Genomic DNA, 21,776 nt, shown 5'->3' with positions numbered 1-21,776 from the left:
TCACCCCGCCTGCCTCGCCGAGGGTGGCGGCGTCTCGATGAGCACCTGGGCGATCAGGTTGGAGGCGGTCACGCCGTCGAACTCCGCCTCGGCGTCGAGGATGAGCCGGTGCGCGAGCACGGGCTCCGCGAGCGCCTTGACGTCGTCGGGTACGACGTAGTGCCGGCCGCGGCCGGCCGCGTAGGTCTTCGCCGCACGGATCAGGCCGAGCGCTCCGCGCACGCTCACCCCGAGGCGCACCTCCCTGGCGGTGCGCGTGGCCTCGACGAGCCGCGAGACGTAATCGTGGATCGTCGGGTCGACGTGCACCGTGCGCGCGAGGTCGGCCATCTCCACGATCTGCGCGGGGGTGAGCTGCGGATGCACGATGTGCTCGTGGGCGCGCTGGTCGGCACCCTCGAGGATGCGGATCGTGGATGCGTGATCGGGGTAGCCGATCGAGCTGCGCATGAGGAACCGGTCGAGCTGCGCCTCCGGCAGCCGATAGGTGCCCGCCTGCTCGATCGGGTTCTGGGTCGCGATCACCATGAACGGATGCCCCACCGGATGGGTCTGCCCGTCGACCGTGACCTGCCCCTCCTCCATCACCTCGAGCAGGGCCGACTGGGTCTTGGGGCTCGCCCGGTTGATCTCGTCGGCGAGCACGATCGAGGCGAAGACGGGACCCGGGTGGAAGTCGAACCGCCCGGTGCGCTGGTCGTAGACGGTGACGCCCGTGATGTCGCTGGGCAGCAGGTCGGGCGTGAACTGCACGCGGTTGCTCGAGCCCGAGACCGACTGCGCCATCGCGCGCGCGAGCGAGGTCTTGCCGGTGCCCGGGACGTCCTCGAGCAGGAGGTGCCCCTCGCTCAGCAGCGCGGTGAACGCGAGTCGCACGATGCGGTTCTTGCCGAGCAGGACCTCCTCGACCGCGTCGACGAGCCGATCGAGATCGGCCGCGAAGCGGGTCGCATCCTCGGGGGTCATGCTCATACGGGGCTCCTCAGCGATCCGGACAGGTCAGCGGTTCCAGAACCTCGCGGTCACGCCGGCCACCTCGACATCCAACCAGACGCGGTCGCCGGGGCGCGCGCCCGGCACCTCGCACGAGCCGTGGCCGGTGCCCGCGCGTCCCGCCTGGTCGCCGTCGAGCCCGCAGCTGAACGAGGCGCGGAGGCCCCCGTTGTCGGGCTGGCCGGCCCACACCCAGCGGCGTTCGCCTTCGATCCACGCTCGCCCGGGCATCTGGAAGGTGAGCGACGGGCTCTCGCCGGCCGGTGTCGTGGCCGACCACGGTCCGCACGAGCCCCACGCGGCGCACCCCCGCACCTGGAAGTAGGCCGTGTCGCCGTAGGGGCGCCCGAGCAGTTCGCGCAGCCAGCCCGAGCCCGCGAAGGCGCGCGGCGCGCCGAGGTGCACGCCGTTGCGGTCGACCGAGACGATCTGCACGGTCGGCGCCGTGGTCTGCACGCCCGACACGTAGCGATCCCAGGTGCTGTCGCCGAGCCAGGCCATCTCGCTGGTCACCCCGGAGACGGGCGCCGGCGCATCGCGCACGACGGTGCCCGCCACGTCGGTGTGCACGCAGCCCGCGCGGTTGTACCCCCAGACGATGAACGAGTAGGTCGTCGCCTCGGCCGTCGTGCCCGTGAACTGCACGCTCGTCACCTCGGGCCCCACGCGAACGGAGGCCGCGACGCTGCCGCCGTTCGTCGGCGCCACGACGGTGCCCGGGGCCGGCGTCGTCACACCGCACGCCTGCGGTCCGCCGGGGGCTCCGGTCGCGCCGGGCACCAGCTGCTGCACGAAGTAGCCGCCGATCGCATCGCCGTTGCCGTCGAACGGCGACCAGACGACGGTCACGGCGCCGGCCGCGGGATCGGCCGCGACCTGGATGGCGCCCGCGATCGGCGCACCGAACGGCGTGCCGACCGCGCCGGCCGAGTTCCACGCCGTCAGCGCCGGGTACGCCTCGTTGCGCGCGCTGACCGACACGGGGACCTGGCCGCCGTTCGCGAGGGCCTGCGAGTCGACCGAGCAGAGGCTGCTCGTGCACGCGGCGCCGCTGGAGACCTCGGTCGCGACGCCGGCGACCGTGACGACGTAGGAGCGCACGGGGCTGCCCGAGCCCGGGTCGACCGGTCGCCACTGCACGCGCAGCCGCCCGTCGAGCGGGAGCGCCTGTACGCCGGCCGGCGCGCCGGGCACGACGTCGGACCACACCGCGCCGGCGACCTCGACGGCGTCGGAGAGCCCGATGGCGTTGCGCGCCTGCACGCGCACGAGCACGGCGGCGCCTTGGCCGTTGCCGCGGGTCGGCACCGCGCAGGTCGTCGTGGCGCAGTCGCTGCGACCGACGACCTCGCCGTCGACCGCGTCGACGAGTGTGATCTCGTAGCCCGAGATCGGCGCGTTGTTCGACGGCCCGGCGCCGAACGCCACGCTCAGCGAGCGGTCGCCGAACGCCGTGACCCGCGCGTCGGTGACCGGCTCCGGCCGGTCCTGCACCGAGATCACGACCGTGCCCCAGGCGTACCGGCTTGGGTCGCCCGTCGCGTCGGCGACCTGGTACTGCACCGTCGTGTTGCCGGGTCGCGCCGACTCCGAGACCGTGACCGTGAGCCTCGATCGGTCGTCGCTCGGGGTCACCCGGACCGCGCCCGACGAGCTCCCGGCCTCGGCTCCGCGCACGCCGATCACGCGCAGCGGCGTCTGCGGGAACGGATTGCCGACCTGGTCGTTCTCGAGCACGTCGATCACCGTGGTCCGCCCGCGGGCCGCGACCGCGTGATCGGGCACGGGCTCCGCGAGCGGTCGCGTCGACGGCACCACGCGCAGCTCGATGGTTCCCGGCGTGCCCTCGCCCGAGGCATCCGCCACGGCGACGCGCAGCGAGGCGCGCAGCCCGTGCGGTGCGTCGCCGTCGGCGCGCACCGTGAGCTCGTTGTCGTCATCATCGAAGTCCACCGTGAATCCCTCGGGTACCGGTCCCAGCGTGTACGCGAGATCGGATGCCTCGTCGCCGTCGCCGTCGGCGCGGCTCGTCAGGCGATCGAGGCCGAGGCGCTTCGACTGGTCGGGTTGCAGGTCGACGACGGCGCCGGTGAAGGCCGGCGGCAGGCCCTCGGCCGGACGCACCTGGATCGGGATCACGATGGTGCCGCTTCGCGCATCGGGATCGCGTGACGGGTCGCCGTCGGCGGCGACGAACGAGATCGACGCCGGACCGAAGTAGCCCGCCTCCGAGCGGAATCGCACGGTGTCCTCGTCGACCACCAGGTCGCCGCCGTCGCCGTGCGAGGCGAGCACCGACGAACGATCGGCGATCCGGACGGGCCGGCCGGACGCCGCGATCACGTAGTCGTCGAGGTCGAGCCGCACCTCCTCGCCGCTGTCGACGCGCACCGCCGGGGCATCCCGCCGCAACTGCGGCACGGCGTCGTCGCGGCCGGGCACCAGGATGAAGGCGGTCGCCGTGAGGGTCGGGTCGTCGGGGTGGCCGATCGTGAACGGCACGATGCGCCGGCGGTCCTGGATCTCGATCCTGACGTCGCCGCGCTCGCGGACCACGGCTCCGTCGTCGTAGCCGCGCACCAGGCCGACGCGCGGGCGCGACTGGGGCGCATCCGCGATGAACGTCGACTCGAGCACGTCCACGTCGACGTGGTCGCGTCCGACGATCTCGCTGAGGCCCAGCACGACGTCGGAGACCTCCGGTGCCGACAGCGGCGCGTCGGCGTCGGCGTCGATCTGGATGTACGAGGAGGCGGTCGCCTGCTGCTCGTTCCGGATCTCGTAGACGAACGAGTACCGGCCCTCGCGCGGCGGGACCTGCACGACCACCGCGTCGTCGACGACCTCGGCCTCCGCGTCGCCGGCGTTCGATTCGACGCCGACGATCGACAGCGGGCCGCCGTCGGGATCGGTGTCGTTGGCGAGGGCGCGCACGGCGACCGTCCGCCCGGGCCGCACGGTCAGCACGTCGCGCGACGCGACGGGAGCACGGGCGCCGTCGGGTCGCGGCGCGATGCCCACCCGCACGGTCGCGGTGGCGCGCGCGCCGAGCGCGTCCATCACCTCGTACCGGAAGGTGTCGGTGCCCGACGAGTACTCGCCCGCCGTGTACTCGAGCTGGTCGGCGCCCGTGGCCACGACGGTGCCCCGCTCGGGCACGCTCACCTGGCCGAGCAGCTGAACCGAGTCGCCGTCGGGGTCGATGCCGGTCAGCGGCACGGGGATGCGCACCGTCTCGCCGGCGAGTGCGCGCGCGGTCACCGTGGAGGGCACCGGCGGACGGTTCGAGGCCGGGTCGGCGTCGGTCACCGAGATCACGACGACCGCGCTCGCGTTCTGGCCGTCGGGACCGTCGACGCGGTACTCGGCGCGGTACTCGCCCGGCCGGTCGGGCGCGAGGTAACGCAACCGGTCGTCGGAGACGAACGCGAGGCCGCGCTCGGGCTGCGCGACGAGCTCGGGCGAGAGGGTGAGCGGGTCGCCATCGGGATGCTCATCGTTCGCGAGCACGGGGATGTCGATCACGTCGCCCGTGCGCACCGACGCGCGATCGTCCGCCGCGACCGGCGGCTGCGGGACGAGCGGCGGCGGGACGTCGATGATCGTGACGACGCCCTCGGCCTCGGCGAGCCCGTTGCTCACGCGGTAGCGCACCTCGGTCGACCCATGCTGGAGCGGACCGAACAGGGTCACCCGGATGACCCGGTGCTCGACGACCTCGGCGCGAACGCCGCCCTCGAGCGCGTCGTCGAGGCCGGTGAGCAGCAGCACCCCGCCGACCGGGTCGATGTCGGTCGCGAGCACGTCGATGTCGACCGCCTGCCCCGCGCGCACGAACGCCGTGTGCGGCACCGTGATCGGGGTGGTGTCCCTGGTGGGGGGCGCCTCCACCTCGATCCGGATCCGGCCGGTCACCGGTTCGACGCCGTCGGTGACGGTGTACTCGATGAGGTGGGTGCGCGCCACCGCGCTCTGGAACCGGAAGGTACCGCGGTCGAGGTCGGCCGTGATCGTGGCATCCGGCTTCGCGGGCACCGCGACGAGCGCGACCTGGCCCGTTCCGCCGCGCACGTGCCGGAGCGGCTCGATCGAGATCTCCTCGCCCGTCGTCGCGAGCTGGATGAAGGACTCGGCGACGAGGGCCACCCGGCCCGACGCCGGGACGTCGACCTGCAGCGCACCCGCACCCACGCCGCCCCGGCCATCGCTGACCAGCAGGCCCACCGTGCGCAGGCCGCCGGGCCCGGTCGCCTCGTTGAAGACGACGACGCCGTCGGCGCTCCAGGTCACCCGGTCGGGTCCGGCGACGGATGCCTCGGCGAGGAAGAACGGGTCGCCGTCGGGGTCGACCCATTCCCCGAGTGCGGGAACGGTGACCCGGCCGCCGGCGGACACGGTGGCCGCGGCATCCCGTCGCTGCTCGGGCGGCCCGTTCTCGTCGTCGGCCCTGACCTCGACGACGACGTTCGCCGTCGCGACGCCGGTTCGACCGTCGTCGATCGTGTAGGCGAAGGCGAACGAGCCCTCCGCCTGCTCGTCGAGCGTGAGCTGGAGCTCCTGCCGCTCGGAGACCACGTCGAGCCTCGCCCCGGGCGGCAGCGTGCCGTCGACGTTCGCGATCGCGAGCACGTCGTCGTTCGGATCGAAGTCGTTCAGCAGCACCGGCAGCAGCGTCGCCCGGCCGGGTCGCGCGCCGAACTCGTCGTCGACCGCGGTGGGCTCGGCCTGGGTGGTCTCGACCGTCGGCGCCGTGGCCGGGTCGTTGCGCTCGATCGTGCGATCGTCGCGGACGTCGGCCAGCAGCAGTTCCCAGTCGTCGATCACGCCGTAGTCGTCGGCGGCCGCCCAGCTGCGGCCGAGACCGGGTGCATCGAGCACGAGCGCGTCCCCGTTCGCGCGGAAGACGAGCGTCGCGGCCGCGCCGGCCCCGTCGAGCTCGACGATGCGCGGGCCGTCGCCGCAGTCGCGCGAGGCCGTGCCCTCGGCCCACGCCGCGTGCAGGCACTCCTCGTGCCGCACGGGCTGGGCCGGCGCGCCGGCGCGGCCGGCGACCGTGAGCTCGGGTCGGCCGCCGTCGAGCGGCACCTCGAGCAGCCCGCGTCGCGTGCCGATCGCGACGGCGTCGCCGGTCGTCGAGGGCGCCTGCAGCAGCGGGATGTCGCCCGTGGAGAGGAACGGCGCGAGGTCGACGGTCCGCCCGTCGAGGCTGAGCGCGACGGCCTCGGGGTCGTAGACCGCCCACCTCCCGGCGACCGACGTGATCTGCGGCGGCTCGCCGACCGCCTCGGGTTCGGCCGTCGGATCCAGCTGCCAGCGGCGCGTGACGGTCGTCGAGGCGGATGCCTCGACCTCGACGAGCTCCCCGGTCATCGGCCGGAAGGCGAACACGCGGCCGTCGTCGTCGACGCTCGTCACGGCCTCGGGGCCGAACGTCAGGTCGGGTTCGGCATCGGCGTCGAACTCGGCGAACTCGGAGATCGGCACGCTCCAGAGCCCGCCTGCCGAGGAGATGACGACCCGGGAGCCGCCGATCGAGACGGACGGATCCTCCGGCGGCACGGCCACCGTGTCGGTGATCGCGGCCGTCGCGGGGTCGATGACCGAGACCCTGGCGTTGTCGGCGTCGACGACGAGCACCGTCGCACCGCGTTGCACGACGTCGACGCGGCTCGCGTCGAGCTCGACGGCGGCGTTCAACTCGTGCACCATCGTGTTGGCCCGGCCGACCGCGTCGGCGTCCTCGTTGACGACCCAGACCGAGCCGTCGCCGAGGTCGACCTGTTCCGAGCGGTAGCCGTCGGACGCGATCGCGACTCCGCCGACCAGGGCGACCAGCGCGACGACGGCGGCGCCGGTGGCCACCGCCGATCTCCGGCCGTCGAGTCGGGGCGCGCGCATCAGGGCACCGGGCTGCCGAGATCGACGCACTCCTGCGGGCTCGCGGCGCCCGTGCGGCCGTCGCGACTGACGCTCACGCTCGCGCACACCTGGTCGCGGCCGGACGCATCGACCACGATGGCCGCCTCGCGCCGTGCCGGTTCGACGACGCCGTCGACCGTCACGAGGTAGCTGTCGCCGGCCGCGAGCCCCGGGTCGTCCCAGCCGAACTCGACGAGCTCGCCGTCGACCGACGAGCGCACCTCCGTCACCGTCGGAATCGACTCGGCCGAGCGCACGAGCAGGATCGTCACGGCCACGACGAGCGCGATGGCCACGACGGCCGCGGCGGTCACGAGCACGACCAGCCGCCGCCCCGACGCGCCTGCCTGGCGCGCGCCGGTCACGCCGTCGGCCGCCCGCGGCTCGGCGTGGTGCCCGGGCTGACCGGGCGCGTGGCCCCCGGCTGGTCGAGTGGCCGGGCGCCGGCGGCGCCGCGCGCCGCCGACCGACGCGATCGCGTGCTCGCCGCTCACCCGCGTGCGCTCGTCGACGTCGAGGCCCACTGCGGTGGCCCAGTCCTCGACCGTCACGTCGACCTCGGTCTGCGGAAGGCCCAGTCGCTCCTCGACGGCCTGCAGGTCGCGTGCGAACGCCAGCGCGCCGGGCTGTCGCTCCTCGGGCCGCCGACTCATCGCCCTGGCGAGCGCCGCCTCGAGCTCGGGCGGAACGTCGGCGCGCCCGGTCGGCGGCACCTTCGCGCGCTCGATCCGCGAGATGAGGGCGGTCGAACCGTTCTCGCCGCCCGGGATCTCGAACGGGCTGCGGCCCGCGAGCAGCGAGTACACGGTGGCGCCCAGCGACCACACCTCGCTCTCGACCGTGCCCGGCACCTCCTCGCGCAGCACCTCGGGCGCGGACCACGGGATGGACAGTCCCACGGCATCGGCCTGCTCGGATCGCCCGAGCGTCGCTGCGATGCCGAAGTCCGAGAGCACCGGGTGCCCGTACGCGGTGGTCAGGATGTTCGACGGCTTGATGTCGCGGTGCAGCACGCCCTGGCGGTGCGCGGCCTCGACCGCGCTGGCCACGCGCACGCCGGTGGAGAGGATCTCGCTCAGCGGCAGCGCGACCGCGCGGTACCGCTGCGCGAGCGTCGAGGAGCAGTACTCCATGACGAGGTAGGGGCGGCCGTCGGCGGCGACGCTCGCCTGGAACACGGTGAGGATCGCCGGATGGCTCGAGAGCTGCGCCATCAGGTTGGCCTCGGCCTGGAACATCTGGCGAACCTCGTCGTTGACGACCTCGGCGAGCAGCACCTTGACCGCGACGAGCCGCCGCGGCATGTTCTGCTCGTAGAGGAACACGTCGGCGAAGCCGCCCGAACCGAGGACTCGGACGAACGCGAAGCCCGGAAGGTTGGGCGGAGTGGACGGGAGTCGCCGCGACACGTTCCTCCATCGGGTCGGTCGGCGGGCGGAGCCCGCGCGTGCGCCCATTCTAAGGACGCCCGGTCCCGGCGGCACGGGATCGGTGCCGGATCGATGCGAAGCCGGCCGTCGCCTGCGGGTCGACGTCGCGCGGCGCTCAGCCGACGGTTGCCGTCGGCCGCGTCACCGCGATCACGTCGACCACGATGACCGTCACGTTGTCGCGGCCGCCGTTGCCCAGTGCGGCGTCGAGCAGGGCACGAGCCGCGGGCTCGGCCTTCGGGTTGGCGAGCAGGAAATGCCGGATCCCGTAGGAGGTGAGCTCCTTCGTCAGCCCGTCGGAGCACACGAGCAGCCGCATGCCGGGTTCGATCGCGATCGCCCGGTAGTCGGGCAGGGGCGCCTCGTGGAACCCGACCGCCCGCGTGATCACGTTCGCGTGAGGGTGACTGTCGGCCTCATCACGCGTGATCTGGCCGGCGTCGACGAGTTCCTGGACGATCGAGTGGTCGACGGTGAGCTGCTCGAGCACGCCGCCGACGAGCCGGTAGACGCGCGAGTCGCCGATGTTGAAGACGAGCCAGGCCGGTTCGCCGGAGATCGAGCCGAGGGCGGCGCCGGTGACCGTCGTGCCGCTGCCCTCGTCGGTCACGCCGGCGCCGCGGCCCATGTCCTGAACCGCGAGGCGCAACGACTGGTCGATCTCGGGCGTGCCGACGGCGTCGCGGCCGCCGTGCTCGGCGAGGCGCGTCACGACCGCCGCGCTCGCGAAGTCGCCCGCGGCGTGCCCGCCCATGCCGTCGGCCACGGCGAACACCGGCGGCTGGGCGACGAAGCTGTCCTCGTTGACCTCGCGGCGCAGGCCGGTATGCGTCATCGCCGACCACGCGAGCCGCACCTCGGCGCCGCCGGGCAGGGTCACCCGGAACCGGGTGTTGCCGTTGCCGATCTGCGTCACGCGGGGGCCTGCCTGTCGGGATGCGCCTGATCGTCCTGGGTCGGGAGGATCTCGACGATGGTATCGCCTCCGAGTTCGAGCACCGTGCCCGGCGCGACGACGATCGACTCGCCCGCGCGCATGCGCCGCGTGCCCGATCCGGTGCGCACGACCGTGCCGTTCGTGGAGCGCAGGTCGGTCGCGACGATGCGGCCGCCCTCGAGTCGCAGTTCGAGGTGGGTGGCCGAGAGCGCTCCGGTGCCGCCCTCGACGCGGATCAGCTCGACCGGCTCGGGCAGCGCGAGCGGCCGGCTCGGACGCCGGCCGATCAGCACCGGGACCGCGGATCGCCGCAGCTCGCCGCCGGCGATCCGGAACGCGATCGACCTCGCCGGTGCGGATGCCTCGGCGCCGGCGGCGCCACCGGCGTCGTCGCCGCGCGCCTCGGGGCTGGCGACCTCGGCGCCGGCCACCGCGTGCCATTCGACCGAGCGCGCGCGGAACCGGCGGGAGGGCTCGACCGGAGCGGCATCCGCATCGTCCATCGCATCGAGCGGCGCGCCGCTCGAGGAGACGCGCAAGGCGATCACGTCGCGGAAGTCGGCCAGGTGCCACGGCCGGATGCCGCTCGCGTCGAGCCGCCGCCGGCCGCCCGGCGAGGCGAGGTCGACCGCGGCGTCGCCGCGGACGACGGCGGTCACGGTGTCGCCGGTCGGCGGCCACCACATGAGCGCGAACGTCTCGACGCCGTCGGGGCCGAGCGGGATCCTCCCGACCAGGTCCTCGAGGTCGGCGGTCGGTCCGTTCGCCGCCTCGGTGAACGCGAGGGCCACGCGCGCCGGCGCGGGTGCGGCGAACGCGGCGATGAACCGCTCGCCGACGAACACCTCCCAGGCGGGCGAGCTCTCGGCGCCGGCCTCACGGGGTGCAGCCGTCGGAACCGCTGCTCGCACCTCGCCCGACACCATGCCGACCAGTCTGGCATCACGCGCGATCAGGCGCCGAGGAAGCTCATCACGTGCTTGACGCGCGTGTAGTCCTCGAAGCCGTACTGCGAGAGGTCCTTGCCGTAGCCGGAGTGTTTGAACCCCCCGTGCGGCATGTCGGAGACGAACGGGATGTGCGTGTTGATCCATACGCAGCCGAACTCCAGCCGCTTCGCGAGCCGCATCGCCCGCCCGTGATCGGCGGTCCACACCGACGCGGCGAGCGCGTACGGCACGCCGTTGGCGAGCGCGAGGGCCTCGGCCTCGTCCCGGAACGACTGCACGGTGAGCACCGGCCCGAACACCTCGCTCTGCACGACCTCGTCGTCCTGCCGGACGCCCGTCACGAGCGTCGCCTCGTGGAAGTACCCGCGCTCGCCCTGCCGGCGGCCGCCGACCGCCACCTCCACGTGGCCGGGGAGCCGCTCGAGGAAGCCCTGCACCCTGGCCAGCTGGTCGGCGTTGTTCAGGGGCCCGTAGAGCACGCCGTCCTCGCGCGGGCCGCCCGTGCGCGCGTGCGACCGGATGCGCGCCGTGAGCGCCGCGACCACCTCGTCGTGCACCGACTCGTGCACGAGGACCCGCGTCGCCGCGGTGCAGTCCTGGCCCGCGTTGAAGAAGGCGGCGGTGACGATGCCCTCCGCGGCGAACGCCGGGTCCGCGTCCTGGAAGACGACCGCGGGCGCCTTGCCGCCGAGCTCGAGGTGCACGCGCTTGAGGTCGTCGGCCGCGGCGCGCGCGACCTCCATGCCCGCGCGCACCGACCCGGTGATCGCGACCATCTGCGGGGTCGGGTGCTGCAGCAGCGCCGCTCCGGTGCCGCGGTCGCCGACGACGACGTTGAGCACCCCCGCCGGCAGGAACTCGGCGGCGACCTCGGCGAGCTTGAGGGTCGCGAGGGGCGTCGTGTCGGAGGGCTTCAGCACCACGGTGTTGCCGGCCGCGATCGCGGGGGCGATCTTCCACACGGCCATGTTCAGCGGGTAGTTCCACGGCGTGACCTGGCCGACGACGCCGATCGGTTCGCGCCGCACGTACGAGGTGTGGCCCGCGAGGTACTCCGCGGCGCCCCGCCCCTCGAGGTTGCGCGCCGCACCCGCGAAGAACCGGAGCTGGTCGACGGACTGATCGATCTCGTCGGCGACGAGGGACGCCCGGGGCTTGCCGGTGTCCTGGCATTCCAGGTCGGCGAACTCCTCGGCGCGTTCGGCCATCGCGTCGGCGATGCGGAACAGCGCGAGCTGCCGCTCGGCCGGGGTGGTGTCGCCCCAGCCGTCGAAGGCCCGCGAGGCCGCCGAGTAGGCCGCGTCGATGTCGGCGGCGATCGAGACCGGCGCGTGCGCGTAGACCTCCTCGGTCGCCGGGTCGACCAGGTCGATGCGGCCCTCGCCGCGAGCGTCGACGTACTCGCCGTCGACGAAGTTCCTGAGCGTGGGGACGGTCATGGGTGCTCCTCGTTCGGATGTCCGCGGCGCGGGCCGCGCCGGCGCGCCGTGCCGCCCATGCTAGGCGGGAATCGAGGCCAGGCGCGAGCTTTCGCCGTGGAATCCGTCGCGATTCACTGTGATCTCGACGGAATCCCTTGCGGGAGGCATCCGTCACTGTCAGAATCGTGGCCATGACGAACAACGGGCGTTCCGATCGACGGCCGGTGCACCTCGACGACGTCTCCAAGGCGATCATCGAGCAGCTCCAGGCCGACGGTCGTCGCTCCTATGCCGACATCGGCAAGGCGGTCGGGCTGTCAGAGGCCGCCGTCCGCCAGCGCGTGCAGCGGCTGACCGAGTCGGGCGTGATGCAGATCGTCGCGGTGACCGATCCGATGCAGCTCGGCTTCACCCGCCAGGCGATGATCGGCATCCGCGCCGCCGGCGACACGCTCAAGCTCGCCGAGCAACTGGCCGACATCCCCGAGATCGACTACGTCGTGCTCACAGCCGGCAGCTTCGACCTGCTGGCCGAGGTGGTCTGCGAGAACGACGACCAGCTCATCTCGCTGCTGAACACCCGGATCCGCAACCTGCCGGGCGTGCAGACCACCGAGACGTTCGTCTACCTCAAGCTGCAGAAGCAGTTCTACAACTGGGGCACGCGGTGACGCGCGCCCTGCCGAAGGGAAGATCATGACCGGCCCCTCCTACGACAACGCGGCCCTGCAGCAGCAGGCGAAGGACCACCTGTGGATGCACTTCGCCCGGCAGTCGACGATGGAGACGGGCGGTGTGCCCATCATCACGCGCGGCGAGGGCCACCACATCTACGACGCCGAGGGGCGCAAGTACTTCGACGGACTCTCCGGCCTGTTCGTGGTGAACGCCGGCCACGGCCGCAAGCGCCTCGCCGAGGTCGCCGCGAAGCAGGCCGAGCAGCTCGCCTTCTTCCCGATCTGGAGCTACGCGCACCCGTCCGCCATCGAGCTCGCCGACCGGCTCGCCGACTACGCGCCCGGCGACCTGAACCGAGTCTTCTTCTCGACCGGCGGCGGCGAGGCCGTCGAGACCGCGTTCAAGCTCGCCAAGTACTTCTGGAAGCTGCAGGGCCGGCCGACCAAGCACAAGGTGATCTCGCGCGCGGTCGCCTATCACGGCACGCCGCAGGGCGCGCTCGCGATCACGGGCATCCCCGCGATGAAGGAGATGTTCGAGCCGGTGACCCCCGGCGGCTTCCGCGTGCCGAACACGAACTTCTACCGTGCGGCCGAGGTGGGCGCACCGGCCGACGACATCGAGGCGTTCGGCATCTGGGCGGCCAACCGCATCGAGGAGATGATCCTCTTCGAGGGCCCCGAGACGGTCGCCGCGGTGTTCCTGGAGCCCGTGCAGAACTCGGGCGGATGCTTCCCGCCGCCCCCCGGCTACTTCAAGCGCGTCCGCGAGATCTGCGACCAGTACGACGTGCTGCTGGTCTCCGACGAGGTCATCTGCGCCTTCGGCCGCATCGGCCACATGTTCGCGTGCGACGCCTACGGCTACGTGCCCGACATGATCACGTGCGCCAAGGCGATGACCTCGGGCTACTCCCCCATCGGCGCGACGATCGTCTCCGAGAAGATCTACGCGCCGTTCGCCGAGGGCAACACGTCGTTCTACCACGGCTACACGTTCGGCGGTCATCCCGTCTCCGCCGCGGTCGCCCTCGAGAACCTCGACATCTTCGAGGAGGAGGGCCTCAACGAGCGCGTTCGCGAGAACTCGCCGCTGTTCCGCGCCGAGCTCGAGAAGCTGCTCGACGTGCCGATCGTCGGCGACGTGCGCGGCGACGGGTACTTCTTCGGCATCGAACTCGTGAAGGACAAGGCGACCCGCGAGACGTTCGACGACGACGAGTCCGAGCGGCTGCTGCGCGGCTTCCTCTCCAAGGCGCTGTTCGACGCGGGCCTCTACTGCCGCGCCGACGACCGCGGCGACCCCGTCATCCAGCTCGCCCCGCCGCTGACGATCGGCGTGCCCGAGTTCCAGGAGATCGAGCAGATCCTGCGGAGCGTGCTCACCGAAGCCTCGAACCGGCTCTGATGGGACGTGCCGCACGTCGCGAGGCGGATCCCGCCTCCGAGGCCTACCGGCGCGCCAGCTTCTGGCTCGACGACCTCGTCGCCTCGGGGCGCGATGCGCTGCGTCCGCGCAGCTCGCTGACCGCGAACGCGTGGTTCGACGTCTGCCTCGTCGGCGGCGGGCTCACCGCCCTCTGGACCGCGTACTCGCTCGCGAAGGCCGACCCGAGCCTGCGCATCGCGGTCCTCGAGCGGGAGATCGCCGGCTTCGGCGCGTCAGGGCGCAACGGCGGGTGGTGCTCGGCCCTGTTCCCGCGCTCGGCCGCCTCGCTCGAACGCGAGCACGGCTGGGAGGCCGCGGTCGCGATGCGCCGGGCCATGGTCGAGACGGTCGCCGAGGTCGGTCGGGTCACGGCGGCCGAGGGCATCGAGTGCGACTTCGCCGCGGGCGGCACCGTGCTGTTCGCACGGACCGAGGTGCAGCGATCGACCGCCCGAGCCGACGTCGAGGAGGCGGGCCGGTTCGGCGTCGACCGACTCGAGTACTGGGAACCCGGCACCGTCGGCCGCCGGTTCGGCGTCGAGGGCGCCGACGACCAGACGCCCGCGGCCGTCTTCGACCCGGCGTGCGCCCGCGTGCACCCCGGCAAGCTCGTGCGCGGGCTCGCCTCGGTCGTCGAGTCGCTCGGCGTCGCGATCTTCGAGCGCACCGAAGTGCTCGACTGGTCGGCCGGGCGGGTGCGATTCCGCGCGCTCGACGGCAGCGGCGCGACCGGCACCGTCTCGGCGCGCCAGGTGATCGTCGCGACCGAGGGGTACGGCGCCGCGCTGCCGCGCGTGAAACGGCGGATCCTGCCGATCTACTCCCTCATGATCGCGACCGAGCCCCTCGCCGACGACGTCTGGGACGAGATCGGCATCGAGCACGGCCAGACGTTCAGCGACTACCGGCACCTCCTCGTGTACGGACAGCGAACCGCCGACAACCGGTTCGCGTTCGGCGGCCGCGGCGCCCGCTACCACTGGGGCAGTCGCCTGTCGCCGGCCTCCGAGCAGGACGACCGGGTCTTCAGCCACCTGCGTGCGACCCTCGGGGAGCTGTTCCCCGCCGTGGGCGACGCGCGCGTCACGCACCGGTGGGGCGGCCCGCTCGGCATCGCCCGCGACTGGCACGCGACGGCGAGCTTCAATCCGAAGACCGGCGTCGGCTTCGCGGGCGGCTACGTCGGCGACGGCCTGTCGACCACGAACCTCGCCGGCCGCACGCTCGCCGACCTCATGCTCGGCCGCGACACCGAACTCACGCGGCTGCCCTGGACGAATCACCGGTCGCCCCTGTGGGAGCCCGAGCCGCTGCGCTTCGCCGGCGCGAACCTCGGCGTCATCGGCATGGGCCTCGCCGACGCCGAGGAACGCCTCACCCGTCGCCCCTCGTTCATCGCCCGCGCGATCGGGCCCCTCGTCGGCCACTGAGCGGCGCCGCGCCGTCGCCCCCGCCCCCCGGGCGGGCGACCGCGGCGAACGCCCACTCGGGCAGGGCGCCGGTGCCCAGGTAGGTCGTCAGCAACGCGGCCATCGGATGCCCCGGCGTCGCCTCGAGCGCGCGGTCGAGCAGCGCCCCGGCGACCGAACCCCGCCCGAGGCTCCACGCGAGCCACGCGGCGACGCACAACGCCCCCGCCCGGTGCTCGGCCGGCGCGGCCGCGGCGACGCGCCGGAACAGCGCGAAGCCGCACCGCACCCGGTCGACGTCGGGGCGGTGCGTCGACAGCCCGAGCAACAGGTCGCCGAGGAGTTCGGCGACCTCGCGGTGGGACGCATCCTGCCCGTCATCGAGGGGTGCCGCCGGGCCGTCGTCGAGTTCCTCCTCGGGAAGGTCGACGACCGCCTCGTCGAGCGCGACCTCGCCGAGCATGCGACCGAAGGCGATCTGCAGCATCATCGCGTCGCGGTACGCGGGTCGTCCCGCGAGGTGGGCGAGCCATCCGAGCGCGACCGCGTCGAGCGGCGCTCGGGCCTCCTCGCCCGCGAGCGCGAGCTCGATGCACTCGACCGGGTCGGCGAGGCCGCCGAGCCGCTCGAGGAGCGCTTCGCGCTCGCGGGCACGGGCCCGTCCGCCCCCGGCGCCTGCGTCCGACAGCAGGTGCACCACTCGCGCGACCTCGTCCGCCTCGGGGCGGTCGACGAGGGGCAACTCGCTGTCGGTGATGAGTTCGGCGAGGTCGGTCGAATCCGACGGATCGGCGGGGCCGCGCCGGCCACCCGCCTCCCGGTGCGAGGTGGCCGACTCGATCAGCGCGAGCTCGTACCCGTCAGGCGGCGCCGTGCGATCCCTGACCGACGCCCACGCGTCACCCGCGACGACGAAGCCGTCGCGGACGTGGAATCCCGCCTCCTCGGCGCGACGGATCGCGATCCGCAGCAGCGCGCGGGCACCGGCCCCGCCCCGACCGGCGAATCGCGCGTCGGTGTAGGCGATGGGCACTACCGCATCGACACCGTCGAGCCGGCACAGCATGCCGATGCCCGCGGTCACGACCGGTTCGCGATCGGCGGCCCGGCGGGGCAGATCGAAGCGGATCACGCCCGCGGTGCGGTTGCCGTGGAAGGCGACCCACACGAGCGATCGCCTCGGCCGGTAGCCGGCGAGCGTGGGGATGAGGGCCAGGAAGTCGTGCGCGGATTCGGCGCGGAGGATGGTGGTCATGCCCCGCAGCGTGGCCTCGCCGCCGGCCTCTGCGAGCGGCCCGCCCGCGCGGCGTGGAGCCATGCCCGTGAGCCGCGGCTGGGGAGGAGCACTGCCGCGGCCGCGGCGAGCTCTCCTGCACAACCGAGCGATCGCGGCAGGCCTCCCGCGATGTCCGATTCCCGCGAGCCGAGGTCGGTGGCCCGGCCTACGCTCGAATCATGACCGACGTGTTCCTGACCCGCATCGACAGCCCCATCGGGCGCCTCGAGATCCGTTCCGACGGCGAGGCCGTGACCGCGCTCACCATCGAGCGCGGCGGCTCGCTCCCCCACGACGACCTCCCCGACCGCTCCTGCCCCGTGCTCGAGACCGCGACCGCGCAGCTCGAGGAGTACTTCGCGGGCGCCCGCACCTCGTTCGACCTGCCCGTCCGGCTCACCGGCACGCCGTTCCAGCAGGCGGTCTGGGCAGAACTCGCCCGACTCGGCTGGGGCGAGGCGATCTCGTACGGTGCGCTCGCGGCAGCCGTCGGGCGGCCGGGCGCCGCCCGAGCGATCGGCGGCGCGGTCGGCGCCAACCCGGTGCCGATCATCGTCGGCTGCCACCGCGTGCTCGCCGGCGACGGGCGCATCACGGGCTACTCCGGCGGCGAGGGCGTACCCACGAAGCAGTGGCTGCTCGGCCACGAGGCGATCGGCTTCGCTGCGTGAGCGTCATCCCCCGACCCGAACTGATCCTGGGCGACGACGGACTCACGCGATGCGCGTGGGGCGCCGGCGACGCCGAGTATCGGCGATACCACGACGAGGAATGGGGCCGGCCGCAGCACGACCCCGTCCGCCTGTTCGAGAAGCTCTGCCTGGAAGGGTTCCAGGCCGGCCTCTCGTGGATCACCATCCTCCGCCGGCGCGAGGCGTTCCGCGAGGTGTTCCACGGCTTCGAGCCCGAGCGTGTGGCCGCCATGACCGAGGCCGACGTCGAGCGCCTGCTCGCCGATGAGCGGATCATCCGTCACCGAGGCAAGATCGAGGCCGCCATCGGCAACGCACGGGCGACCCTCGCACTCGACGAACCGCTCGAGGCGTTGCTCTGGAGCTTCGCACCCGACCCCGGCGGGCGCGAACGCCCCGCGTCCTTCGCCGACGTCCCGGCCGTGACCGCCGAGTCGACCGCGATGAGCACGGCGCTCCGCTCGCGCGGGTATCGCTTCGTCGGCCCCACCACGATGTACGCGCTGATGCAGGCATGCGGCATGGTCGACGACCACCTCACGGGGTGTTTCCGCGCGAGCGAAGCAGCCTGACGGGTGTCGCGAGGCGAGCGTCGCGCCGCGTGTGCGCGGCACGCGTGCGCGCCGCCCGCCGCGCCGCGCGCTATGCGACGAGTTCGAGCTCATGCGGCTGCGCGCCGGCGGCGTCCAGGCGGAAGCCCGCCGAGTCCGCCCAGGCGAGCAGGTCGCCCGTGGTCTCGAGCTGCGGACGGTGCTCGAGCAGCGCCCGCGTGAACAGGCCCTTCGCCCGCTTGTTGAAGTGATTGAGGGCTCGACGGCGCCCGGCGCCGTCCTCCGCCACGACACGGACGAACACCGAATCGGGCCGGGCAGGCGCCGGGCCGAGTTCGGCGTATCCCTCCGAACGGAGGTCGACGATCAGTCCCCCGCGCTCGGCGAGCACGCGCTCGATCGGCGCGCGCCAGCGCGCACGCAGGCGCTCCGGGCCCACGCGCGAGTCGTGTGAGAGCCGGTAGGCCGGGATCTCGTCCATCGCGCCGAGAAGGCCGAAGAGGGCCGAGTGCACGGCGACGCGCGATGCGGCGAACTCACGCGACGCGGCGTCGAGCGACGGAGCATCGAGCGCGTCGTAGAGCACCCCGGTGTACCGGTCCAGGGCCGGCATGCGGGGTGACGAGCGGATCGCGGCGTTCCGGGCGACTTCCGCCGACTGGCGCGGCCCGAGCCTCAGCGCACGCATCATCGCCGCCGGATCCGCCGCGAGGGCCGAGACATCCGCCACCAGTCGGCGCCGGACCGGCGTGAGCGAGGGGAACGACAGTCCCGTGAGGTCGAGGGCGCCGCCCTCGCCGCCGTCGCGCTTGGTCTCCGATGGCGGCAGGAGCAGGAGCACTAGGAGCCGATGAACGCGAGCGCCGCGTCCACGTTCTCTCCGAGGGTGCCGACGCTGTCGATGGTGACCCTCGGCAGCGAGGCGCACGGGCCGATCCACGGCGCGTAACCCTCGAGGCTCTGCTCGACGGCGCGCCAGGTGGTCTCCTCGAGGTGCGGAAGCCCGCGCTCGCGCTTCTCGAGACGACTGCGATGCACCGACTCGTCCGAGCAGACCACCTCGATCACGCGCAGGCGCGCCTCGGTCTCGGTGGCGAGGTCGCGCCACTGCAGGCGCGCGGCCTCACCCGCGTTCACGGCGTCGACGATGACCGTACGGCCGGCGTGGAGCTCCTTGCGGGCGATCTCCTCGGCGACCAGGTAGGCGGCGAGGCCGGTGGGCTCGTCGGCGTCGATCCCGGCCCGCAGGATCGCGGACTCGATGGGATCCACGGAGACGACCGTGGCGCCGAGGCGGGCGCCGACGATCTCCCCGATCGTCGACTTACCCGCACCCGGCAGCCCGGCCATCACGATGAGTTGGGTGACGCTCAGGTCACCGAACTGGCGGTCGATCGGCTGCTCCCCCGGCATCCGGACCCTCTCAGGAGAGGGCGGCGCGCGAGGCCACGACCTGCACGACGTCGGACTGCACGGAGAGGAAGCCGTCTTCGGCCGAGGCGGCGATCTTCTCGCCGCCGGGCAGCGTGACGCGCACCTCGCCGCCGGCGAGGATCGCGAGCATCGGCTCGTGACCCGGCAGGATGCCGATCTCGCCTTCGACGGTGCGCGCGACCACCATGGACGCCTCGCCCGACCAGACCTCGCGGTCGGCCGAGACGACGCTCACGTTGAGGGCGGCCATGCTCAGCCGTTCTCCTTCTGGATCCGCGCCCAGTTCTCCTCGACGTCCGAGATCGGGCCGACGTTGAAGAAGGCCTGCTCGGCGACGTGGTCGAAGTCACCGCGGGCGATCGCGTCGAACGACTCGATGGTCTCCTTCAGCGGGACGGTCGAACCCTCGACACCCGTGAACTTCTTCGCCATGTAGGTGTTCTGCGACAGGAACTGCTGGATGCGACGTGCGCGCGAGACGGTGATCTTGTCTTCCTCGGAGAGCTCGTCGACACCGAGGATCGCGATGATCTCCTGCAGCTCCTTGTTCTTCTGGAGGATCTGCTTGACCGTGGTCGCGACGCGGTAGTGGTCCTCGCCCAGGTAGCGGGGGTCCATGATGCGGCTGGTCGAGGTCAGCGGGTCGATCGCGGGGTAGAGACCCTTCGAGGCGATCTCACGCGAGAGCTCGGTCGTCGCGTCGAGGTGCGCGAAGGTCGTAGCCGGCGCCGGGTCGGTGTAGTCGTCGGCCGGCACGTAGATCGCCTGCAGCGAGGTGATCGAGTGGCCGCGCGTCGAGGTGATGCGCTCCTGCAGGATGCCCATCTCGTCGGCGAGGTTCGGCTGGTAGCCCACCGCGGAAGGCATGCGGCCGAGCAGCGTCGACACCTCGGAGCCCGCCTGCGTGAAGCGGAAGATGTTGTCGATGAATAGCAGCACGTCCTGCTTCTGCACGTCGCGGAAGTACTCGGCCATGGTCAGCGCCGAGAGGGCGACGCGAAGACGCGTCCCGGGCGGCTCGTCCATCTGGCCGAACACGAGGGCGGTCTTGTCGAAGACGCCCGCCTCCTCCATCTCGTGGATGAGGTCGTTGCCCTCACGCGTACGCTCGCCGACGCCGGCGAACACCGACACACCGCCGTGGTCCTGCGCAACGCGCTGGATCATCTCCTGAATGAGGACGGTCTTGCCGACGCCCGCACCGCCGAAGAGGCCGATCTTTCCACCCTGCACGTAGGGCGTGAGGAGGTCGATCGACTTGATGCCGGTCTCGAAGAGCTGGGTCTTCGACTCGAGCTGGTCGAAGGCCGGGGGCTTGCGGTGGATGGGCCAGCGCTCGGTGACCTCGATGGTCTCGCCCGGCTCGAGGTTCAGCACCTCGCCGATCACGTTGAAGACCTTGCCCTTGGTGACGTCGCCGACGGGGACGGAGATCGCCTCGCCGGTGTCGGTGACCTCCTGGCCGCGGACGAGGCCGTCGGTCGGCTTCAGCGCGATCGCCCGGACCAGGTCGTCGCCGAGGTGCTGGGCGACCTCGAGCGTCAGGACCATGGTCTCGTCGCCGAGGGTGATCTCGGTCTTGAGCGCGTTGTAGATTTCGGGGATCGAGTCGTGCGGGAACTCGATGTCGACAACGGGGCCCGTCACGCGAGCGATGCGGCCGACGGTGCCGGCGGTCGACGGGGCGACCGGCGCGGTTGCGGTGTCAGTCATTCTGCTTTCCCTTTTCCTGGAGTACTACTTTGCGGCGACGAGCGCGTCGGCGCCGCCCACGATCTCGGAGATCTGCTGTGTGATCTCGGCCTGGCGCGCGTTGTTCGCGAGGCGGGTGTAGTCGGTGATGAGCTTGTCGGCGTTGTCGGAGGCCGCCTTCATCGCCTTCTGCGTCGCGGCGTGCTTCGCGGCGGCCGACTGCAGCAGGGCGTTGAAGATGCGGCTCTCGATGTACACCGGGAGCAGCGCATCGAGCACCGTCTCGACATCGGGCTCGAACTCGTAGAGCGGCTGGACGGTGGCGTCCGGCTCCTCCACGCCCTCGACGACCTCGAGCGGCAGCAGGCGCACGACCTCGGGGGTCTGCGTCATCATGCTCACGAACCGGTTGTAGACGACGTGGATCTCGTCGACACCGCCGTCGGCCGCGTCGCGCAGGAACGCCTCGAGCACGGCCTCGGCGACCTCCTGCGCGAGATCGAACTCGGGCGATTCGCTGCTGCCGACCCACTGGCGCTCGAAGCCGCGCCGGCGGAACTGGAAGTACCCGACCGCCTTGCGACCGACGAGGAAGTACACGACCTCCTTGCCCTGCGAGCGGAGCAGCTCGCTGAGCTCCTCCGCCTCGCGCAGCACCTGCGAGTTGAACGCGCCCGCCAGGCCGCGGTCCGAGGTGAGGATCACGACGGCCGCGCGCTCGATCTTCTCGGGCTCGGTCGTCAGCACGTGCTCCACGTTCGAGTACGTCGCCACGGCCGAGACGGCACGGGTGATCGCGCGCGAGTAGGGCGTCGTGGATGCCACGCGGGCCTGCGCCTTCTGGATGCGCGAGGCCGCGATGAGCTCCATCGCCTTCGTGATCTTCTTCGTCGTCTGGGCAGTCTTGATCTTCTGCCGGTAGACCCGAAGTTGCGATCCCATGTCTCTCCTGTATCCCTGCGTCCG

At 72.5% G+C, this 21,776-nt stretch carries 17 protein-coding genes; 5 read left to right on the top strand and 12 right to left on the bottom strand.

Translation table 11 applies throughout. The features are described from left to right. The 6 genes from GE115_RS16550 to GE115_RS16525 all read right to left on the bottom strand — a co-directional run bounded on the left by GE115_RS16550 (position 1) and on the right by GE115_RS16525 (position 11,668). Entirely contained in the window at positions 1 to 972 is a 972-nt protein-coding gene (locus tag GE115_RS16550) for an AAA family ATPase (protein WP_153685873.1), read from the bottom strand. A gap of 27 nt (positions 973 to 999) precedes the next feature. Continuing rightward, positions 1,000 to 6,855, bottom strand: coding sequence for an Ig-like domain-containing protein (locus tag GE115_RS16545; protein ID WP_172979989.1), 5,856 nt, complete (start codon positions 6,853 to 6,855; stop codon positions 1,000 to 1,002). 35 nt (positions 6,856 to 6,890) lie between these two features. Continuing rightward, on the bottom strand, positions 6,891 to 8,321 hold the full coding sequence (locus GE115_RS16540; protein WP_312855285.1) for a serine/threonine-protein kinase: 1,431 nt from the start codon (positions 8,319 to 8,321) through the stop codon (positions 6,891 to 6,893). 136 nt (positions 8,322 to 8,457) lie between these two features. Next, a complete protein-coding gene (locus GE115_RS16535) occupies positions 8,458 to 9,258 on the bottom strand; it encodes a PP2C family protein-serine/threonine phosphatase (RefSeq protein WP_312855284.1) in 801 nt (266 codons plus the stop codon). Beyond that, entirely contained in the window at positions 9,255 to 10,205 is a 951-nt protein-coding gene (locus GE115_RS16530; RefSeq protein WP_153685870.1) for an FHA domain-containing protein, read from the bottom strand. Before GE115_RS16530 ends, GE115_RS16535 begins: the two co-directional genes overlap by 4 nt. Positions 10,206 to 10,231: 26 nt before the next feature. Further along, entirely contained in the window at positions 10,232 to 11,668 is a 1,437-nt protein-coding gene (locus GE115_RS16525) for a gamma-aminobutyraldehyde dehydrogenase (protein ID WP_153685869.1), read from the bottom strand. 173 nt (positions 11,669 to 11,841) lie between these two features. On the opposite strand from GE115_RS16525, the gene GE115_RS16520 reads away from it, so the two are divergent. Genes GE115_RS16520 through GE115_RS16510 form a run of 3 tightly spaced genes read left to right on the top strand, consistent with a single transcriptional unit; the run spans position 11,842 to position 15,186 of the window. Then, positions 11,842 to 12,321 carry an Lrp/AsnC family transcriptional regulator gene (locus GE115_RS16520; RefSeq protein WP_153685868.1) on the top strand — a complete coding sequence of 160 codons (480 nt, stop codon included), beginning with the start codon at positions 11,842 to 11,844 and terminating at the stop codon, positions 12,319 to 12,321. A gap of 25 nt (positions 12,322 to 12,346) precedes the next feature. Further along, the gene (locus GE115_RS16515; RefSeq protein ID WP_153685867.1) at positions 12,347 to 13,735 is read left to right on the top strand and encodes an aspartate aminotransferase family protein; all 1,389 of its coding nucleotides are present in this window, start codon (positions 12,347 to 12,349) and stop codon (positions 13,733 to 13,735) included. Beyond that, positions 13,735 to 15,186, top strand: a complete 1,452-nt coding sequence (locus GE115_RS16510) for an NAD(P)/FAD-dependent oxidoreductase (RefSeq protein ID WP_153685866.1) — start codon at positions 13,735 to 13,737, stop codon at positions 15,184 to 15,186. The genes GE115_RS16515 and GE115_RS16510 overlap by 1 nt, the downstream gene beginning before the upstream one ends. Here GE115_RS16510 and GE115_RS16505 read toward each other — a convergent pair. Continuing rightward, entirely contained in the window at positions 15,149 to 16,420 is a 1,272-nt protein-coding gene (locus GE115_RS16505) for a DUF4192 family protein (protein WP_172979987.1), read from the bottom strand. The genes GE115_RS16510 and GE115_RS16505 overlap by 38 nt on opposite strands. Positions 16,421 to 16,620: 200 nt before the next feature. Between GE115_RS16505 and GE115_RS18635 the strand changes: the two genes are divergently transcribed. Both GE115_RS18635 and GE115_RS18630 read left to right on the top strand, forming a co-directional pair. Beyond that, positions 16,621 to 17,112 (top strand): methylated-DNA--[protein]-cysteine S-methyltransferase, encoded by a 492-nt coding sequence (locus tag GE115_RS18635; RefSeq protein WP_153685864.1) that lies wholly within the window; start codon positions 16,621 to 16,623, stop codon positions 17,110 to 17,112. A 5-nt stretch (positions 17,113 to 17,117) separates the two neighbouring features. Next, positions 17,118 to 17,705: a DNA-3-methyladenine glycosylase I gene (locus GE115_RS18630; protein WP_312855295.1), complete on the top strand. Its 588-nt coding sequence runs from the start codon at positions 17,118 to 17,120 to the stop codon at positions 17,703 to 17,705. Between the two features lie 70 nt (positions 17,706 to 17,775). On the opposite strand, the gene GE115_RS16490 is transcribed toward GE115_RS18630, so the two are convergent. The 5 genes from GE115_RS16490 to GE115_RS16470 are packed head-to-tail and all read right to left on the bottom strand — an operon-like array spanning position 17,776 to position 21,752. Then, positions 17,776 to 18,525, bottom strand: coding sequence for a YaaA family protein (locus tag GE115_RS16490; protein ID WP_312855283.1), 750 nt, complete (start codon positions 18,523 to 18,525; stop codon positions 17,776 to 17,778). Then, entirely contained in the window at positions 18,525 to 19,097 is a 573-nt protein-coding gene (locus GE115_RS16485; RefSeq protein ID WP_153685863.1) for a P-loop nucleotide/nucleoside kinase family protein, read from the bottom strand. Before GE115_RS16485 ends, GE115_RS16490 begins: the two co-directional genes overlap by 1 nt. Before the next feature lie 10 nt (positions 19,098 to 19,107). Next, entirely contained in the window at positions 19,108 to 19,368 is a 261-nt protein-coding gene (locus GE115_RS16480) for a F0F1 ATP synthase subunit epsilon (protein WP_153685862.1), read from the bottom strand. Between the two features lie 2 nt (positions 19,369 to 19,370). Continuing rightward, a complete protein-coding gene (gene atpD / locus GE115_RS16475; protein WP_153685861.1) occupies positions 19,371 to 20,831 on the bottom strand; it encodes a F0F1 ATP synthase subunit beta in 1,461 nt (486 codons plus the stop codon). 24 nt (positions 20,832 to 20,855) lie between these two features. After that, positions 20,856 to 21,752, bottom strand: a complete 897-nt coding sequence (locus tag GE115_RS16470; protein ID WP_153685860.1) for a F0F1 ATP synthase subunit gamma — start codon at positions 21,750 to 21,752, stop codon at positions 20,856 to 20,858. Positions 21,753 to 21,776: the final 24 nt, after the last annotated feature.

Origin of the sequence: Agromyces agglutinans (assembly GCF_009647605.1) — a bacterium.
Classification (GTDB): domain Bacteria; phylum Actinomycetota; class Actinomycetes; order Actinomycetales; family Microbacteriaceae; genus Agromyces; species Agromyces agglutinans.
This window is presented reverse-complemented; position numbering and strand designations above follow the sequence as displayed.

Coding starts and splice junctions, on each gene's coding strand:
- GE115_RS16550 (WP_153685873.1), bottom strand. CDS start 972: ATGAGCATGACCCCCGAGGATGCGACCCGCTTCGCGGCCGATCTCGAT.
- GE115_RS16530 (WP_153685870.1), bottom strand. CDS start 10,205: ATGGTGTCGGGCGAGGTGCGAGCAGCGGTTCCGACGGCTGCACCCCGT.
- GE115_RS16525 (WP_153685869.1), bottom strand. CDS start 11,668: ATGACCGTCCCCACGCTCAGGAACTTCGTCGACGGCGAGTACGTCGAC.
- GE115_RS16520 (WP_153685868.1), top strand. CDS start 11,842: ATGACGAACAACGGGCGTTCCGATCGACGGCCGGTGCACCTCGACGAC.
- GE115_RS16515 (WP_153685867.1), top strand. CDS start 12,347: ATGACCGGCCCCTCCTACGACAACGCGGCCCTGCAGCAGCAGGCGAAG.
- GE115_RS16510 (WP_153685866.1), top strand. CDS start 13,735: ATGGGACGTGCCGCACGTCGCGAGGCGGATCCCGCCTCCGAGGCCTAC.
- GE115_RS16505 (WP_172979987.1), bottom strand. CDS start 16,420: ATGACCACCATCCTCCGCGCCGAATCCGCGCACGACTTCCTGGCCCTC.
- GE115_RS18635 (WP_153685864.1), top strand. CDS start 16,621: ATGACCGACGTGTTCCTGACCCGCATCGACAGCCCCATCGGGCGCCTC.
- GE115_RS16485 (WP_153685863.1), bottom strand. CDS start 19,097: ATGCCGGGGGAGCAGCCGATCGACCGCCAGTTCGGTGACCTGAGCGTC.
- GE115_RS16480 (WP_153685862.1), bottom strand. CDS start 19,368: ATGGCCGCCCTCAACGTGAGCGTCGTCTCGGCCGACCGCGAGGTCTGG.
- atpD (WP_153685861.1), bottom strand. CDS start 20,831: ATGACTGACACCGCAACCGCGCCGGTCGCCCCGTCGACCGCCGGCACC.
- GE115_RS16470 (WP_153685860.1), bottom strand. CDS start 21,752: ATGGGATCGCAACTTCGGGTCTACCGGCAGAAGATCAAGACTGCCCAG.